The organism is Streptomyces sp. XY006 (assembly GCF_002237655.1).
Classification (GTDB): Bacteria; Actinomycetota; Actinomycetes; order Streptomycetales; family Streptomycetaceae; genus Streptomyces; species Streptomyces levis.
In genome coordinates, this window is the sequence record NZ_NOKT01000029.1 from 1 (window position 1) to 16,098 (window position 16,098).

Consider the following 16,098-nt stretch of genomic DNA (forward strand, 5'->3'; position numbering starts at 1 on the left):
AAGGAAGACGGCACGGGCAACATCTCCTACGCCCCGGCCAACCACGACTTCATGGTGCGCACCCGGCAGGCGAAGATCGACGGCATCGACGTCCCCGACCTGACGGTGGACGACCCGGACGGCGCCCGGACCCTGGTCCTCGGCTGGGGCTCCACCTACGGACCGATCACCGCCGCCGTACGCCGGCTGCGCAGGGCCGGGGAGTCGATCGCCCAGGCGCACCTGCGCCACCTCAACCCCTTCCCGCGGAATCTGGGCTCCGTGCTGGAGCGTTACGACAAGGTGGTGATCCCCGAGATGAACCTCGGGCAGCTCGCCACGCTCATCCGGGCGAAGTACCTGGTCGACGCCCACTCGTACAACCAGGTCAACGGCATGCCGTTCAAGGCGGAGCAGCTCGCCGCGGCTCTGAAGGAGGCCATCGATGGCTGAGACGTCCACGCAAGGCACCGGCACCGTCGAAGCGCTGTCCCTGGTCCCCAAGGCCGAGGGCCGGCAGTCGATGAAGGACTTCAAGTCCGATCAGGAGGTGCGCTGGTGCCCGGGCTGCGGCGACTACGCCATCCTCGCCGCGGTGCAGGGCTTCATGCCGGAGCTGGGACTGGCGAAGGAGAACATCGTCTTCGTCTCCGGCATCGGCTGCTCCTCGCGCTTCCCCTACTACATGAACACCTACGGGATGCACTCCATCCACGGCCGCGCCCCGGCCATCGCCACGGGGCTGGCGAGCTCGCGCCGCGATCTGTCGGTGTGGGTCGTCACCGGCGACGGCGACGCACTGTCCATCGGCGGCAACCACCTCATCCACGCGCTGCGCCGCAACGTCAACCTCAAGATCCTGCTGTTCAACAACCGCATCTACGGCCTGACCAAGGGCCAGTACTCCCCGACCTCCGAGGTCGGGAAGATCACCAAGTCGACGCCGATGGGCTCGCTGGACGCGCCGTTCAACCCCGTCTCGCTGGCGATCGGCGCGGAGGCGTCGTTCGTCGCGCGGACGGTGGACTCCGACCGCAAGCACCTGACCGAGGTGCTGCGCCAGGCCTCCGCCCACCAGGGCACCGCGCTGATCGAGATCTACCAGAACTGCAACATCTTCAACGACGGCGCCTTCGACGCCCTGAAGGACAAGCAGCAGGCCGAGGAGGCCGTGATCCGCCTGGAGCACGGCAAGCCGATCCGCTTCGGCGCCGACCAGGCCAAGGGTGTCGTGCGCGACGAGCTGACCGGGGACCTGAAGGTGGTCGCCGTGACGCCGGAGAACGAGGGGCGGATCCTCGTCCACGACGCGCACTCCCCGTCGCCGACCACGGCGTTCGCGCTGTCCCGGCTCGCCGACCCGGACACCCTGCACCACACCCCGATCGGCGTCTTCCGCTCGGTCGACCGGCCCGTCTACGACACGCAGATGGCCGACCAGCTGGACCAGGCGATCGAGCAGCACGGCAAGGGCGATCTGTCCGCGCTGCTGGCGGGCGGCGACACCTGGACCGTCGTCGGCTGACCGGCCGCACGAGCCGAGGGGCCCGGGACCGCTGGAAAGCGGCCCGGGCCTCGTCGTGCCTACGGCGCGCTAGGAAGCGGCCCGGGCCTCGTCGTACGCCCGGCGCGCCTGTTCCACGTCGTCCATGCGGTGGCGGGTCCACTCGGCGAGGGCCCGGACCTGCTCGGCGGCCTCGCGGCCGAGGCCGGTGAGGGAGTAGTCGACGCGGGGCGGGATCACGGGCCGGGCCTCGCGGTGGACCAGGCCGTCGCGCTCCAGGGTCTGCAGGGTCTGGGTGAGCATCTTCTCGCTCACGCCGCGGCCCCCGTACGCGCCGATCGCCCGGCGCAGCTCGCTGAAGCGGTGCGGGCGCTCCAGGAGCTCGATCAGCACGAGCACGCCCCAGCGGCTGGTGACGTGCTCCAGGACGAGCCGGTACGGGCACAGCGCCTCGAAGTCACTTACTGCCATGCCCGTACCTTACTTCAAAGTGGGTACTTTCCCAGAGTAAGCGCATGTCCTAGGGTTAGTGACGTCGCACCCCACAAGGAGAGTCCTCACCATGAGCATCGTCGTCACCGGAGCCACCGGACACCTCGGCCGTCACGTCGTGGAGCAGCTGCTGGAGAAGGTCCCCGCCGGGCAGATCACCGCGGTCGTCCGCAACGCCGAGAAGGCCGCCGACTTCGCGGACCGCGGCGTGAAGATCGCCCTCGCCGACTACAACGACCCCGCCTCCTACGACGGCCTCTTCTCCGCCGGCGACAAGGTGCTGCTGATCTCCGGCAACGAGTTCGACAAGGGCCGCGTACAGCAGCACAAGGTCGTCATCGACGCGGCCAAGGCCGCCGGTGTCGCCCTGCTCGCCTACACCAGCGCCCCGGGCACCCTGACCGCCGCGCTCGCCGACGACCACCGCGGCACCGAGGAGCTCCTGCTGGACTCCGGCGTGCCCTACTCGCTGCTGCGCAACGGCTGGTACCACGAGAACTACACCGAGAACCTCGCCCCGGTGCTGGAGCACAACGCGGTCGTCGCCGCGGCCGGCGAGGGCAGGGTCTCCTCCGCCTCCCGGGCCGACTACGCCGCTGCCGCCGTCGCCGTGCTGACCGGCGAGGGCCACGAGAACACGACGTACGAGCTGGGCGGCGACACCCCCTGGAGCTTCGCCGAGTACGCGGCCGAGCTGAGCCGGCAGACCGGCAGGGAGATCGCCTACCAGCCCGTCTCCCCCGAGGCCCTGGTCTCCATCCTGACCGGCGCGGGGCTGCCGGAGCCGTTCGCGCAGACCCTCGCGGGCGTCGACGCCGCCATCGAGAAGGGCGAGCTCGTCGTCTCCACCGGCGACCTGTCCCGGCTGGCCGGCCGCCCGACCACCCCGCTCTCCGAGGCCGTCGCCGCCGCCCTCAAGGGCTGACGGGGCTGACGCCCCCGGCAGCACGAGAGCCCCCGACCCCGCCTGTCATGACCGTATGCCGATACGGGCATGACAGCCGGGGCCGCCCGGCGTTACCGTCGAGCACGCGGAACGAACGTGCGAAGGAGGGGCCGGTGGCGCGCAAGCCGAGGGGTGAGCGGCACATAGGACTGCTGAACGGCTTCGCGGCCTACGGCATGTGGGGCCTGGTCCCCCTGTACTGGCCCCTGCTGAAGCCGGCCGGGGCGACGGAGATCCTGGCCCACCGGATGGTGTGGTCGCTGGTCTTCGTCGGTGCCGCCCTGCTGGTGCTGCGCCGCTGGGCCTGGGCGGGCGAGCTGCTGCGGCAGCCGCGCAAGCTGGGCCTGATCACGGTCGCCGCGACGGTGATCACCGTCAACTGGGGTCTGTACATCTGGGCCGTGAACTCCGGGCACGTCGTCGAGGCCTCGCTCGGGTACTTCATCAACCCGCTGGTCACCATCGCGATGGGCGTGCTGCTGCTGAAGGAGCGGTTGCGGCCGGCCCAGTGGGCGGCGGTCGGCACGGGCTGCGCCGCGGTCGTGGTGCTGACCATCGGCTACGGCCGGCTGCCGTGGATCTCCCTCTGTCTGGCCTTCTCCTTCGCCACGTACGGGCTGGTGAAGAAGAAGGTGAACCTCGGCGGCGTCGAGTCGCTGGCCGCCGAGACCGCCATCCAGTTCCTGCCGGCGCTCGGCTTCCTGGTGTGGCTGAGCGCGCGGGGGGAGGCCACCTTCGCCGCCGAGGGCGCGGGGCACGCGTTCCTGCTCGCCTCGGCCGGGATCGTCACCGCGCTCCCCCTGGTCTGCTTCGGCGCGGCCGCCATCCGCGTGCCCCTGTCCACGATCGGCCTGCTGCAGTACCTCACGCCCGTCTTCCAGTTCCTGCTCGGCGTCTTCTACTTCCACGAGGAGATGCCGCCGGAGCGCTGGGCCGGCTTCGCGCTGGTGTGGCTGGCGCTGGCGCTGCTCACCGGGGACGCGTTGCGCACCGCCCGCCGGGCCTCGCGCACGCTGACCACGGAGATCAGCGCGCCCAGCACCACCAGGACGACCGGCACGACCAGCGCCGCGCGGAACGCCGACAGCGTGGCCTCGGGGCCGGGGCCGGTGGACGCGAGGCCGTAGACGGCGGTCACCGCGGAGATGCCGATCGCGGAACCGAACTGCGTCGCCGTGGTCAGCAGCCCGCCGGCCAGGCCCTGCTCCGACTCGTCGACGCCGTCCGTCGCCGCGATGGTCAGCGGCCCGTAGGCCAGGGCGAACGCGAGGCCGGACAGCAGCAGCGTCGGGAACATCATCGCGTAGGACCAGTCCATGCCGACCGGCAGGAACAGGGCGTAGGCGGCCACCCCCAGGAGGAATCCGCCGAGGATGACCCGGGCGTTGCCGAAGCGGGTGACCAGTCTCGGGGTGAGGGTCGGCGCGAGGACCGCGTCGACGCCCATGACGACCAGGGCGACGGCCGTCTGGAGGGACGACCAGCCGCGCAGTTCCTGCAGGTACAGCGTGACGACGAACTGGAAGCCGAAGAAGGCGCCGAGGAAGAGCAGCGCTCCCAGGTCGGCGCGGACGACCGGGCCCCGGCGCAGGATCCCCAGGCGCACCAGCGGGTCCGGGCAGCGCCGCTCGAACACGACGAAGGCACCGGCCGTCAGCAGGGCCGCCAGCCCCGACGCCAGGGTGAGCGGCCAGTCGCGCAGGCCGTGCTCCAGGCGTACGACGGTATAGGCGGCCAGCAGCATGGCGCCGGCGGCGGTGATCGCGCCGGGCAGGTCGAAGGTGCGCCCCCGCACGGGCGGGGCGTCCCGCCGGGGCACCAGCCGCGTAGCCGTGACGAGCAGGGCGGCGGTCAGCAGCACGGGCGCGAAGAACACCCAGCGCCAGCCCAGCTCGGTGAGCAGGCCGCCGATGACCAGGCCGAGGGAGAAGCCGGCCGCGCCGGTCCCGGCGAAGACCAGCAGGGCCTTGTTGCGCTTCGGCCCCTCCTCGTAGCTGGTGGTGATCAGGGAGAGCGCGGCCGGGGTCATGAACGCGGCGGCGACGCCGGTGACGAACCGGGCGACGATCAGCATCCAGCCGTCCGTCGCCAGACCGCCGAGTCCGGAGAAGGCGAGGAAGACGGTCAGCCAGAGCAGGAACATCCGCCGCCGGCCGAGCAGGTCGGCGGCGCGGCCGCCGAGGAGGGTGAAGCCGGCGTACCCGAGCACGTAGGCGCTCAGCACCCAGGCCGCCGTGCCGGTGGCAAGGCCCAGATCGGAGCGGATGGCCGGAATGGCCACCGCCATCATCGCGACGTCGGCGCCCTCCAGGAAGATCGTCCCGCACAGGACGAGCAGCAACGCCCAGGCACGCGTGCCCATGCTTCAACCCTCCTCCGACACGGGCCGGCCCCGCAAGCGAAGGCCCCTTCCGCCGGTGCGGTACAAGTGGGCGCATGACGCAGACACCGGCACCGCCCACCCCCGTGCACTGGAAGGTCGTCATCGACGCCGGCGACCCGCACGCGCAGGCCGACTTCTGGGCCGCGGCGCTGCGGTACGAGGTCGAGGACAACAGCGCCCTGATCGACAGGCTGCTCGGCCTCGGCGCCCTGCCCGAGCAGGCCACGGTCGAGTTCCACGGCCGCCGTGCCTTCCGGGACCTGATCGCCGTACGGCACCCCGAGGACCCCGTCGACCCGGAGAGCGGGACCGGGCTGGGCAGACGGCTGCTGTTCCAGCGGGTCCCGGAGGCCAAGACGGGCAAGAACCGGCTCCACCTCGACCTGCACCCGGGCGAGGGGCGGCGCAAGGAGGAGGCCGCCCGGCTGGAGGCGCTCGGCGCGCGGGTGCTGCGGCGGGTGCGGGAGCAGGGCGGCGAATGGCTCGTGATGGCGGACCCGGAGGGCAACGAGTTCTGCGTGCAGTGACGGCCGACGGGCCGGGCGTGCGCGGCAACGCCGTGGCCGGATACGCATCTTGACGGAGAGTCAGTACCAGCTTCACCATCCAGGCACCCCATTCACTGTGGGCTGCCCGCGGACACCCCCTGGGCGGCCCCAAGGGAATCCGGAGCCCCCACATGAAGCTCTCCGTTTCCGCGCGCGCCGCCGCGGCGGCCGGCATGGCGACCGCCATGCTGCTGACCGGCGGTGCCGTGGCCGACGCCGCGTCCTCCGCACCCTCCAGAGCGGCCGCCGCGCCGGACATACCCCTGGCGAGTGTCAAGGCCCACCTGTCCCAGCTGCAGTCCATAGCCACCGCCAACGGCGGCAACCGCGCCCACGGCCGCGCCGGCTACAAGGCCTCGCTCGACTACATCAAGGCCAGGCTCGACGCCGCCGGGTACACCACCACCGTCCAGCAGTTCACCGCCTCCGGCCGCACCGGCTACAACCTGATCGCCGACTGGCCCGGCGGTGACGCGAACCAGGTCGTGATGGCCGGCTCGCACCTCGACAGCGTCGCCTCCGGGCCCGGCATCAACGACAACGGGTCCGGCTCGTCCGCCGTCCTGGAGACCGCCCTCGCCGTGTCCCGGGCGCAGTACCGGCCCACCAAGCACCTGCGGTTCGCCTGGTGGGGCGCCGAGGAGCTCGGCCTGGTCGGTTCCCGCTACTACGTCAACCGGCTGGCCACCGGCGACCGTTCACGCATCAGCGCCTACCTGAACTTCGACATGATCGGCTCCCCGAACCCGGGCTACTTCGTCTACGACGACGACCCGGCGATCGAGAAGACCTTCAAGGACTACTTCACCGGCATCGGCGTCCCGACGGAGATCGAGACCGAGGGCGACGGCCGCTCCGACCACGCGCCCTTCAAGAGCGCGGGCGTACCGGTGGGCGGCCTGTTCACCGGGGCCAGCCGGGCGAAGACGGCGGCGCAGGCGGCCAAGTGGGGCGGTACGGCGGGGCAGGCCTTCGACCGCTGCTACCACTCCTCCTGCGACACCACCGCCAACATCAACGACACCGCCCTGAACCGCAACAGCGACGCCCTCGCGTACGCGGTGTGGGAGCTGTCGGAGTAGCCTCCCGGCTCGCCTACTGCCGGCCGGCGCGTGCGGTCAGACGGCCCATGCGGGCGCGAGCCGACTCCAGCTCCTCGATCTCCTCGGCGGCGGGCCCGCCTTCTGAGGCCAGCTCGGTCCACAGGCCGACCAGGCCGCGCCCCAGCTCCAGCCCGAGGGCCGGATCGCGCACGGCACGCCAGGCGGTGGCCGCGCTGCGCACGTTGCCGTAGGCGCCCTCGGCGTCACCGGCGCGGCGGCGGGCACCGGCCAGGTCGAGCGAGAGGTGGAAGGCGCGGAGTGGGTCACCGGCCAAGTAGGCGATGTAGGCGGTCAGTTCGCGCAGCCGGAGCACCTCCGGGTGCTCCGGTCCCAGCGTCGCCGAGGCGTGTGCGACGGTCTGGTCCGCCAGCTCGGCCGCCGCGTCGATCCGGCCCTCCTTCACGGCCTCGTTGATCCGCGCGACCGGCTCCGCGAGGAGCGCGGGTGCGGCGGAGTCGCCCGGGGCGCCGAGGGGTTCGTCCCCGAGCACGGCCTCCGCGACGGCGTCGAAGCCGCGGGCGGGGGTGGGCTTGGGGTCGGGATCGGCGGCGAGCAGCGCGGCATCCGGAACCGGTTCGGACCGCACCCCGGCCCCACTCCCGGGAACCGGCAAGGGCCGCGCGTCCACGGGCGGGTGACCGGCCTCGGATCCCGGGAGCGGCCGCGCGTCCACGGGCGGGTGACCGGCCTCGGGCCCCGGGAGCGGCCGCGCGTCCACGGGCGGGTGACCGGCCTCGGGCCCCGGGAGCGGCCGCGCGTCCATGGGCGGTGGCGGGCCGAAGGCGCCGGTGGGCGGTGCGACGGTGCCAGGTGGCGTGGGCGCGTTGTGCGGCGTGGCCGGGGGCGCGTCCTGCGGGGTGGGCTCCTGAACGGCGCGTAGTTCGAACGTCGGTACGGGCTCGTCCGCCGGCTGCGGCTCGGGCACCGCCCGCAGCGGGAACGTCGGGGTCGTGCCGCGCGCCGGTTCCGGTACGGGACGCAGGACGTGCGTGGCCCGATCCCCCTCGGGCCGCTCCGGCCCGGCCGGGACCGGGGGCGCTGTCTCGGCACGCTCCTGGCGCGAGGGCTCGTCGAAGGCCGGACGGGACGACTCGGCGGTGGCTCCCGCGTGCACCGGCCCCGCGGGAGGCATCGGCACCGGGCCGGCAGGGGGCATCGGCACCGGCCCCGCGGGAGGCGTCGCCACCGGCCCCGCCGAAGGCACCTGCGCCGGTCCTGCCGAGGGCACCTGCGCATCCCCCGCCGGAGGCACCTGCGGCGATCCGGCCGGAGGCGTGTGCACCGGTCCCGCCGGAGGCGTGCGCAGTGGCTCGGACGTGAAGTGGCTGGAGCCGTCCACGTCGACCCGGAGCGGGACGACGTAGCCGATCCGTTCGTCGTGCACCGTGGCGAGGACGGGATGGCCCGTGGCCAGGGCGATGTGGTGGAGACGGCCGAGCACGGCCTGCTGGATCTCCTCGCCGGGGGCCGCGAAGACACGGACACCGCCGACCGAGGCGCCCTCCGGGGTCCCGCCCGTCCCCGTGTCCGTCCCGGGCCCGGGGACGTGGACGTCGATCGGCGCCGCCGGGCTCGCCGCGTGTGCGGCCTGCTTCTGTTCCCGCTTCTTCTCGCGGCTGAGTCGCGACATCGTCCCCTCACTGGGCGTCGTACACCTAGTGTCGAGTGTGTCCGCTCGGCCTCGTTTCTCACGTCACCGGGGTGTCACAGGCTCGTCCCAAGCCCCGTGCGCCCGGAATGGGGCGTTCCGCAGGGCATGAGGGCCGGGTGCGCGAGGGAGGAGAAGGGCATGCACACAGGCATGCGACAGGGACCGGAGATCTGGCTCCGGCCCCCGGTGACGGGCACGGATCCCGGCAGTGCGGAACCCGCGCACGACCGTGCCGCGGCACGGCGTTTCTCCTGGGTCGGCACGCACGGCGGGGCGGGCGTCTCCACGCTCGCGGCGGTCTACGGCGGTCATGACAGCGGCCGAGCCTGGCCCGGGGCCGGTGCCCCGCCCTCGGTGCTGCTGGTCGCCCGGACGCACGCGGCCGGTCTGGACACGCTCGCCGGCGCGGTGGAGGTCTTCCGGCGCGGCCAGGCGCCCCCGGAGCTGGACCTCGACGCCGTCGTGCTGGTGGCGGACGCCCCCGGCCGGCTGCCGCGTCCGCTCGCCCAGCGGGTGAAGGCGCTGGAGTCGGTCATCGACGTGTACCGCGTGCCGTGGGTGCCGGCGTGGCGCCTGGGTGAGCTCGGCCGCCCGCCGCGCGAGACGGAGGCCCTGGCCCGCCTGACGGGAGCGGTGCGCTGACGGCCGTAGGGCTGTCGGCCGGGGACATCGCCGCGGGCGTCCGCGCCCGGGAACTGCGCGCGGTCGACGTCGTCGCGGCGGCGCTGGAACGCATCGACCGGGCCGACCCGGAGCTGTGCGCGTTCGTCGAGGTATGGCACGAGGAGGCCCTGCGCCGCGCGGCGGAGGTGGACGCGCGCCTGGACGCGGCCGGGGCCGACGACTCCGATGGGGGCCGGGGCCTGCGGAACGTGGGCGGGGCCGACGACTCCGACCGGGCCGGGACGCTGCCGGACGCGGCCGGCGCCGACCAGGGCAGGACACTGCCGGACACGGCCGGCACCGACCGCTCCAACCAGGGCAGGGCGCTACCGTCCGCGGCCGGGGCCGATCGCTCCGGCCAGGGCCGGGCGCTGGTGTTGGCCGGTGTGCCGGTTGCTGTGAAGGGGCGGTACGGGCTGCGCGCGGTGGGTCCGCTGTTGGCCGCCGGGGCCGTCGCCGTCGGGGCCACCTCGGTGCCCGGGCCGGGGACGCCGTGGCAGACCTGGGGGCTCGGGGCCCGGGGCCGGACCGTCAACCCCTGGCGGGCCGACCGGACGCCGGGCGGCTCGTCGGCCGGGGCCGCGGTCGCCGTGGCGGCCGGGCTGGTGCCGCTGGCGACCGGCGGCGACGGGGCCGGGTCGGTGCGCATTCCGGCGGCCTGGTGCGGGGTGCTCGGGCTGAAGACCACGAACGGACGGCTCCCCTCCACCGACCGCACGGGCCTGGCCGCACCCGGCGTCCTCGCCCACTCCGCGTCGGACGCGGCGGCGTGGTGGCAGGCGGTGTCGGGTGAGCCCCCGGCCGCCCGTCCGGCCCTCCCCCTCACCGCCGTCTGGTCGCCCGACCTCGGTTTCGCCGGGCCGGACCCGGAGCCCGTCGCGCTGGCCCGGGCGATGGCCGAGCGGCTCGCGGCGGCGGGTGTCGTACGGCTCGTGCGACCGCGGGAGGCGTTGCGGCTTCTGGACCCCGGGCCCGCGTGGCTCGCCCTGCGCGCGGCCGGTGCCGGCCCGGCCGGGAGCGCGTCGGAACCCGGGCCCGGCCTCGCCGCCGCTCACCGGATCCGGGCCGGCAACGACCGGCGGCTGGCCGGGCTGTTCACCGAGGTCTCCCTGCTGCTGACGCCGACGGCCCCGACCGCCCCGCACGGCCACGAGGGGCCGGGTGACCGCTACTCCACCTCGCTGACCTGGGCGTTCAACCTCAGCGGACACCCGGCGCTGAGCCTGCCCGCCGGCTTCGGCCGCGACGGCTGCCCGGCCGGACTCCAGCTCGTGGCCCCGCACGGGCAGGACGCGCTGCTGCCGGCCGTCGCACGGGAGGCGGAGCGGCGCCTCGGCGACTGACGGATCCTCTCCCCCCGGGGACCCGTGCAGGCACCCTTGGCAGATTTACTTGCGCGCGCATATGATGCATGCGCGCATAATTGCTGTGCGCCGAGTATTCAAAGGGGACCGCCATGACCCGCCGCTTCCTTTTCGTCCTGGGCAGCGCCCGCGCCGACGGCAACACCGAACTGCTGGCCCGCCGGGCCGCCGAGCAGCTGCCGCCGGGCGTCGAACAGCAGTGGATCGACCTCACCGAGCACCCGCTCCCCGACTTCGAGGACCTGCGGCACGACAGCGACCACGCCCGCCCGACCGAGGGCAGCACGGCCCTGCTCCTCGACGCCACGCTCGCCGCGACGGACATCGTGATCGCCTCGCCGCTGTACTGGTACTCGGTCTCCGCGCAGACCAAGCGCTACCTGGACCACTGGTCAGGCTGGCTGCGCACGCCCGGCCTCGACTTCAAGGACACCCTGGCCGGACGCACCCTGTGGGGCGTCACCGCCCTGGCGCACGAGGAGGAGGTCGTCGCCGACCCGCTGATCGGCACGCTCAGCAACTCCGCGGCCTACATGGGCATGCGCTTCGGCGGGGTGCTGCTCGGCAACGGCAGCAAGCCCGGGGACGTGCTGAACGACACCGGGGCCCTGGCCCGGGCCAAGACCTTCTTCGCGCAGGAGGCCCCGCTCGCCCGGTTCCTGTACGACGCCGAGGTCCAACCCGCCTAGGCCGTGATGTCCTTCGTCGTGAAGCGCGCCCAGGCCGCCGTGCCGAACACCGCCGCGTACAGGGCCTGCAGCCCGAGGTTCTTCCTCAGCTCGTCCCAGTACACCGGCTCGCGCATGAGGTCGGCGAAGGACAGCCAGTAGTGCGAGAAGAGGTACGGCTGGAGGGCGTGCAGTTGCGGGATCTGGTCGAGGATCTGGACCGTGATCAGCAGGCCCACCGTCGTCGCCATCGCCGCGATGCCGCTGTTGGTCAGCGTCGACACGAACAGGCCGAGGGCGGCGACACCGGTCAGTGACGCAGCGACGGCCAGGGCGATCAGCAGGGCTCTGCCCAGGCCCTCGGCGAAGCCGATCCGCGTACCGGAGATGGTCGTCAGGTCGCCGAGCGGGAAGAGCAGCGCGCCGACCGCCAGGGCCGAGACGGCGACCACCAGCGTGGCCGCCAGGCAGAACAGGACGACCGTCGCGTACTTGGTGAGCAGCAGGCGCGTGCGGCCGGCCGGGGCGACCAGGAGGTAGCGCAGCGTGCCGGCGCCGGCCTCGCCCGCGATCGCGTCGCCCGCGACGACACCGACCGCCATCGGCAGGAAGAACGGCAGGGTCGCGGCCAGGGCGGTGAAGACCAGGAACAGGCCGTTGTTGGTGATCTGCGCGATGAACGCCGGCCCTTCGCCGCCCCCGCCGCCGGGCGGGGAACCGTCGCCCGTCTCGATCCTGACGGCGATGCCGACCAGGATCGGCACACCCGCCAGGACCGCCAGCAGCGCGAGGGTGCGCCAGCGGCGGAAGGTGGTGGTGAGCTCGTTGCGCAGCAGCCCGAGGGTCCACCACGGGCTCACCGGCCTTACGGTCGGCGCCGCTTCAGCCCGCGACATCGAAGCCCTCCCCGGTCAGCGCCACGAACGCGTCCTCCAGTGAGGCCCGTTCCACCGTGAAGCCGCGCACCCGCACTCCGGCCGCGACCAGCGCGGCGTTCACCTCGGCCAGGTCGCGGTCGGGGACCTCGCCGGTCACCCGGTCGCCGGTGACGGCGAGATCGCCCACGCCCTGTTCCTTCAGGACGCGGGCGGCCTCCGCCGGGTCCGGTGTGGTCACCACGAGCCGGCCGCGCGCCCCGGCGGCCAGATCGGCGACCGGCCCCTGGGTGAGGAGCCGGCCCTGGGCCATCACGGCCGCGTGCGTGCAGACCTGCTCGATCTCGTCGAGGAGGTGCGAGGAGAGGAAGACGGTCGTGCCGTCCGAGGCGAGTTCGCGGATCAGCGTGCGGATCTCGCGCATGCCCTGCGGGTCCAGGCCGTTGGTCGGCTCGTCGAGGACCAGCAGCCGGCGCGGCTGGAGCAGGGCGGCGGCGAGGCCCAGGCGCTGTTTCATGCCGAGCGAGTACGCCTTGGCCTTCTTGCCCGCAGCGGCCGTCAGCCCCACCCGGTCCAGGGCGGCGGCGACCCGGGCCCGCCGGGTGCGCGGATCGGCGGCCGGGTCGGCGCAGTCGTGGCGCAGGAGGTTGTCGCGGCCGGAGAGGAAGCCGTAGAGGGCCGGGCCCTCGATGAGGGCGCCGACGTGCGGGAGCACGGCGCGGGTGGCCCCGGGCATGGGCCGCCCGAGGATCCGCGCCGTGCCGGAGGTGGGCTCGATCAGGCCCATCAGCATGCGGATGGTGGTGGTCTTGCCGGAGCCGTTGGGGCCGAGGAAGCCGAAGACGCTGCCCGCCGGGACGGTCAGGTCCAGACCGTCGACGGCGAGCTGTCCGCCGCGGTAGCGCTTGGTGAGCGCGCGGGTGGCGATGACCGGTTCCCCGGCCTCGCGCTCGCCCGGCTGCTCCGGCTCCGTGGCGGACGGTTCGCCCATCGGCTCCCTCGTTCTCTCGGCGTCCCGCGTGGGGCCCGCGCCCCGCGGGGGGCTCACTTCCCGGCGTCGGCCGCCTTCACGAGCGCGTCCTTGGTGACGGCGCCGACGTAGACCTTGCCGTCGTCGGTGACCAGGGCGTTGATCAGGCGGGTCGAGAAGACCGTGCCCGAGCCGAACTTGCCGGTGACCTTGTCGCCGAGCGAGTCGAGGAAGCCGCCGAACTGGCCGGCCGCCTCGCCCGAGGGCACGCCCTCGCCGCCGGTGTCGAAGGTGGCGATGGCGTTCCAGCCCTCGCCGATGGTCTTCATGCCGTCGGGGCCCTCGCCGAGGTCCTTCCCGGCTTCGGGCGCGTGCCGGCGGGCCTCGCCCTTGCCGGCCTTGTCGAAGTCCTTGCCGAAGTCCTTGCCGAAGTCCTTGCCAGCGTCCTTCTCCTCGGTGACCTTCGCGCCCTTGGGCGGGGTGAAGTCGAAGGTCGAGGCGGCCGGCCGGGCGAAGCTGACCTGGGTGAAGCCCACGTCGACGACGGCGGCGCCGCCGCTCGCCGGGGTGAGGGTGAACTTCAGCGGCGTGCCCGTCTCCGCGTCCACCGCGACGGTGATCGCGCCGACGGTCGAGCCGGACTGCCGGGGCTCGACCAGCAGCTTGTAGGCGTCCCGGCCGGCGACCTGGGCGGTGCCGTCCACGGTCACCGAGGTCGTGTCGTCGACGGCCTTCAGGGCCTCCTCGGCGAAGTCCTTCGGCGTGGCCGGCGGCTGCCGGTCCTTCCCGCGCTCCGGGCTGTCCGAGGCGGTGCCGTGGTAGACCTCGTTGGACTTGCTGTCGTAGGCCCAGACGTCCTTGCCGTTGTGGATGAGGCTGTACTCGGCGGCGTTCTCCAGCAGCGACAGCTTCTGCCGGTCGGGGCCGTCGGCGGCGACGCGCAGGGTGTGCGTGCCGGTGGCCAGTTCGGTGAGCTTGGCCGTCGGGTCGGCGGAGGAGCCGCTCTCGCCCCCGCCCGCGGCGCCGGACATCAGGCCGGACTCCAGGCCGCCGAGGTTCGGCAGGCCGAGGTCGGTGCTGACCTTCACCGTGCCGGAGAGCTGTTCGACGTCCGACTCGGCGATCTTCTGGATGAGCTGCTGCGCGGTGATCTTCGGAAGGTCGGGGTCACCGGAGTCGGCGAGCGCGGGGACCAGGCCGATCGTCGCGGCCGCCACCCCCACCACCGTGACCGGGACGACGTACCGCGCGGCCTTGCGCCGGCGGGAGTGCTGCTCGTCGACCTCCCCGCCGGTCGTGCTGTCGTCGGATGCGTACGGTGCCATGTGTGCCCTACCTCCGTGGTCGGCGGCGGCTGTCCGTGTCGTCCACGCACTCTCCCTGAGCCGCCATTCTCACCCGAACAGGTGAGGAGTGGTGTTTTCCGTGGTCTCCATCTGACCAAATCGGCCAGGGAGATACGTCAGACCCCGGACTCAACTCCGCGTACTGCTGGGGTATGACACGGAGCGGCGGCTTCTCCCCCGACCCGTAGGGGTCGGGGGCGGCGGGCGGTCAGCCGGCCCGGTGCACTACCGGCTCAGCCGGCCCGGTGCACCACCGCGTCGCACAGCTCCACGAGCGCCGTCTTCGCGGCGCATTCGGGCAGCGGCGCCAGCGCCGAGCGGGCGTCCTCGGCGTAGCGGACGGTGTCCCGGCGGGCCTGTTCCAGCGCCGGGTGGGCACGCAGCAGGCGCAGGGCCTCGGCGTGCCGCGTGTCGTCGGTGAGGTCGGAGTCCAGCAGCTCGCACAGGGCGAGGTCCTCGGCGAGCCCGAGCCGGGCCGCCCGCTCGCGCAGCCGCAGCACCGGCAGGGTGGCGATGCCCTCGCGCAGGTCGGTGCCGGGGGTCTTGCCGGACTCGTGCGAGTCGGAGGCGATGTCCAGGACGTCGTCGGCGAGCTGGAAGGCGACGCCGAGCCGCTCGCCGTACTGGGTCAGCACGTCCACGACCGTCTCCTCGGCGCCGGACATCATCGCGCCGAACCGGCACGAGACCGCCACCAGCGAGCCGGTCTTGCCGCCCAGCACGTCCAGGTAGTGCTCGATGGGGTCGCGGCCGTCCTGCGGTCCGGCCGTCTCCAGGATCTGGCCGGTGACCAGCCGCTCGAAGGCCTCGGCCTGCACCCGCACCGCCTCCGGGCCGAGGTCGGCCAGGATGTGCGAGGCGCGGGCGAAGAGGAAGTCGCCGGTGAGGACCGCTACGGAGTTGCCCCAGCGGGTGTTGGCGCTGTCCACCCCGCGGCGGACGGTGGCCTCGTCCATCACGTCGTCGTGGTACAGCGTGGCCAGGTGGGTCAGCTCCACGACGACGGCCGACGGCACGATCCCGGGTGCGTGCCGGTCGCCGAACTGGGCGGCCAGCATCACGAGCAGCGGCCGGAACCGCTTGCCCCCGGCCCGCACCAGGTGCTGGGCGGCCTCCGTGATGAAGGGCACCTCACTCTTGGTGGCCTCGAGCAAGCCTTCCTCGACAGCCGTCAGTCCGGCCTGGACATCGGCTTCCAGAGCCTGGTCCCGCACGCTCAGCCCGAACGGCCCGACGTCGGTCACGAGGGGTCTCCTGTCTGCTGGTGTCTGCCGGTGCTTACGCGGATTGTCGATAGGTCGCTGCCATCACTCGGATCAGCGTATCCGGTCACGTTTCGATCACCGCCAGCGCCCATGGTTACAGGCCGGGTGGTATCCGATCACGACCGCTATGTTTTCGATCAGCTCATAAGAACAGACATGTTCCGACTTTCCGGGAATCCGCGGCCTATGCGGGATTTGCGCCATTGGTGGAGCAAATCCCTCTTGTGGGACCTTGCACCCCGGGTCGTGGTCAGTGAATTGAATCACTTCGGCCCCTGTGCCGCTCCACCCGGACACCGGGCGGTACCGCCGTAAGGCAAAAGCGAGTTGAGGCTTGGCTC

14 protein-coding genes and 2 pseudogenes are annotated in these 16,098 nt (G+C 73.1%); 9 read left to right on the top strand and 7 right to left on the bottom strand.

Annotated features, from left to right (window positions below):
* Both CHR28_RS28795 and CHR28_RS28800 read left to right on the top strand, forming a co-directional pair.
* Positions 1-432 (top strand): annotated as a pseudogene (locus tag CHR28_RS28795) (2-oxoacid:acceptor oxidoreductase subunit alpha); the annotation flags it as partial.
* The gene (locus CHR28_RS28800; protein WP_094056634.1) at positions 425-1,504 is read left to right on the top strand and encodes a 2-oxoacid:ferredoxin oxidoreductase subunit beta; all 1,080 of its coding nucleotides are present in this window, start codon (positions 425-427) and stop codon (positions 1,502-1,504) included. The pseudogene CHR28_RS28795 and the gene CHR28_RS28800, both read left to right, overlap by 8 nt.
* A gap of 69 nt (positions 1,505-1,573) precedes the next feature.
* Here CHR28_RS28800 and CHR28_RS28805 read toward each other — a convergent pair whose 3' ends face one another.
* Positions 1,574-1,954: a winged helix-turn-helix transcriptional regulator gene (locus CHR28_RS28805; RefSeq protein ID WP_094056635.1), complete on the bottom strand. Its 381-nt coding sequence runs from the start codon at positions 1,952-1,954 to the stop codon at positions 1,574-1,576.
* 91 nt (positions 1,955-2,045) lie between these two features.
* Here CHR28_RS28805 and CHR28_RS28810 point away from each other — a divergent pair, with 91 nt between their 5' ends.
* A complete protein-coding gene (locus tag CHR28_RS28810) occupies positions 2,046-2,900 on the top strand; it encodes an SDR family oxidoreductase (protein WP_094056636.1) in 855 nt (284 codons plus the stop codon).
* A gap of 197 nt (positions 2,901-3,097) precedes the next feature.
* Positions 3,098-4,048 carry an EamA family transporter RarD gene (gene rarD, locus CHR28_RS28815; protein WP_306437583.1) on the top strand — a complete coding sequence of 317 codons (951 nt, stop codon included), beginning with the start codon at positions 3,098-3,100 and terminating at the stop codon, positions 4,046-4,048.
* Positions 4,049-4,128: 80 nt separating this feature from the next.
* On the opposite strand, the pseudogene CHR28_RS28820 reads toward rarD, so the two are convergent.
* Positions 4,129-5,283: pseudogene (locus tag CHR28_RS28820) on the bottom strand (MFS transporter); the annotation flags it as partial.
* A gap of 74 nt (positions 5,284-5,357) precedes the next feature.
* On the opposite strand from CHR28_RS28820, the gene CHR28_RS28825 reads away from it, so the two are divergent.
* Together CHR28_RS28825 and CHR28_RS28830 are read left to right on the top strand one after the other, a co-directional pair.
* On the top strand, positions 5,358-5,831 hold the full coding sequence (locus CHR28_RS28825; protein WP_094056637.1) for a VOC family protein: 474 nt from the start codon (positions 5,358-5,360) through the stop codon (positions 5,829-5,831).
* Between the two features lie 152 nt (positions 5,832-5,983).
* Entirely contained in the window at positions 5,984-6,934 is a 951-nt protein-coding gene (locus tag CHR28_RS28830; protein WP_094056638.1) for a M28 family metallopeptidase, read from the top strand.
* 13 nt (positions 6,935-6,947) lie between these two features.
* Here CHR28_RS28830 and CHR28_RS28835 read toward each other — a convergent pair whose 3' ends face one another.
* Positions 6,948-8,585 (bottom strand): hypothetical protein, encoded by a 1,638-nt coding sequence (locus CHR28_RS28835; protein WP_094056639.1) that lies wholly within the window; start codon positions 8,583-8,585, stop codon positions 6,948-6,950.
* A gap of 171 nt (positions 8,586-8,756) precedes the next feature.
* On the opposite strand from CHR28_RS28835, the gene CHR28_RS28840 reads away from it, so the two are divergent.
* The 3 genes from CHR28_RS28840 to CHR28_RS28850 all read left to right on the top strand — a co-directional run bounded on the left by CHR28_RS28840 (position 8,757) and on the right by CHR28_RS28850 (position 11,322).
* Positions 8,757-9,248, top strand: coding sequence for a DUF6668 family protein (locus tag CHR28_RS28840; RefSeq protein ID WP_256984464.1), 492 nt, complete (start codon positions 8,757-8,759; stop codon positions 9,246-9,248).
* A gap of 53 nt (positions 9,249-9,301) precedes the next feature.
* Entirely contained in the window at positions 9,302-10,612 is a 1,311-nt protein-coding gene (locus CHR28_RS28845) for an amidase family protein (protein ID WP_373453398.1), read from the top strand.
* A gap of 113 nt (positions 10,613-10,725) precedes the next feature.
* Positions 10,726-11,322: a flavodoxin family protein gene (locus CHR28_RS28850; protein WP_094056641.1), complete on the top strand. Its 597-nt coding sequence runs from the start codon at positions 10,726-10,728 to the stop codon at positions 11,320-11,322.
* On the opposite strand, the gene CHR28_RS28855 is transcribed toward CHR28_RS28850, so the two are convergent.
* The 4 genes from CHR28_RS28855 to CHR28_RS28870 form a co-directional block, all read right to left on the bottom strand.
* A complete protein-coding gene (locus CHR28_RS28855) occupies positions 11,319-12,197 on the bottom strand; it encodes an ABC transporter permease (protein WP_094056642.1) in 879 nt (292 codons plus the stop codon). The genes CHR28_RS28850 and CHR28_RS28855 overlap by 4 nt on opposite strands.
* Positions 12,184-13,167 (bottom strand): ABC transporter ATP-binding protein, encoded by a 984-nt coding sequence (locus tag CHR28_RS28860; RefSeq protein ID WP_094056643.1) that lies wholly within the window; start codon positions 13,165-13,167, stop codon positions 12,184-12,186. Before CHR28_RS28860 ends, CHR28_RS28855 begins: the two co-directional genes overlap by 14 nt.
* Positions 13,168-13,220: 53 nt before the next feature.
* Positions 13,221-14,471, bottom strand: coding sequence for a LolA family protein (locus CHR28_RS28865; RefSeq protein WP_094056644.1), 1,251 nt, complete (start codon positions 14,469-14,471; stop codon positions 13,221-13,223).
* Between the two features lie 254 nt (positions 14,472-14,725).
* Positions 14,726-15,736, bottom strand: a complete 1,011-nt coding sequence (locus tag CHR28_RS28870; protein ID WP_094056645.1) for a polyprenyl synthetase family protein — start codon at positions 15,734-15,736, stop codon at positions 14,726-14,728.
* Positions 15,737-16,098: the final 362 nt, after the last annotated feature.